The 324-nt window shown below is 65.4% G+C and carries 1 protein-coding gene; it reads right to left on the bottom strand.

The annotated features are described in order from the left end of the window. A partial coding sequence (locus KVP70_RS35895) for a condensation domain-containing protein (RefSeq protein ID WP_217946748.1) occupies window positions 1-324 on the bottom strand: 324 nt, incomplete at both ends.

Raw genomic sequence — 324 nt, forward strand, 5'->3', positions numbered from 1 at the left:
TGGCGGGCTTCGTCCGCGCCGATGCGACTGACGGCGAACGCTTGTTCATGCCCGTGCAAGTGGCTCAGGTCGTGTGTTACCAGGTGGAAGCCGCAATCGGCCGCTGCGATCCTTTGTTCGGCTGCGCTTTCGCTTTGCACGAACGTGGTGCGCAGGACTTCGTGACGCGCGACGATGCGGTCCAGGGTCGCTTGCAGCGCCGCACAGTCGAGCTGGCCTTTCAGTCTTAGAGCGGCCGGCATGTGGTAGGCCGCGCCGGCGGCATGGTCGAGTTGGTCGAGGAACCAGAGCCGTTGCTGGGCCCACGAGAGCGGCAAGGCTTGG

The organism is Duganella violaceipulchra, from assembly GCF_019166075.1.
Taxonomy (GTDB): Bacteria; Pseudomonadota; Gammaproteobacteria; order Burkholderiales; family Burkholderiaceae_D; genus Rugamonas; species Rugamonas violaceipulchra.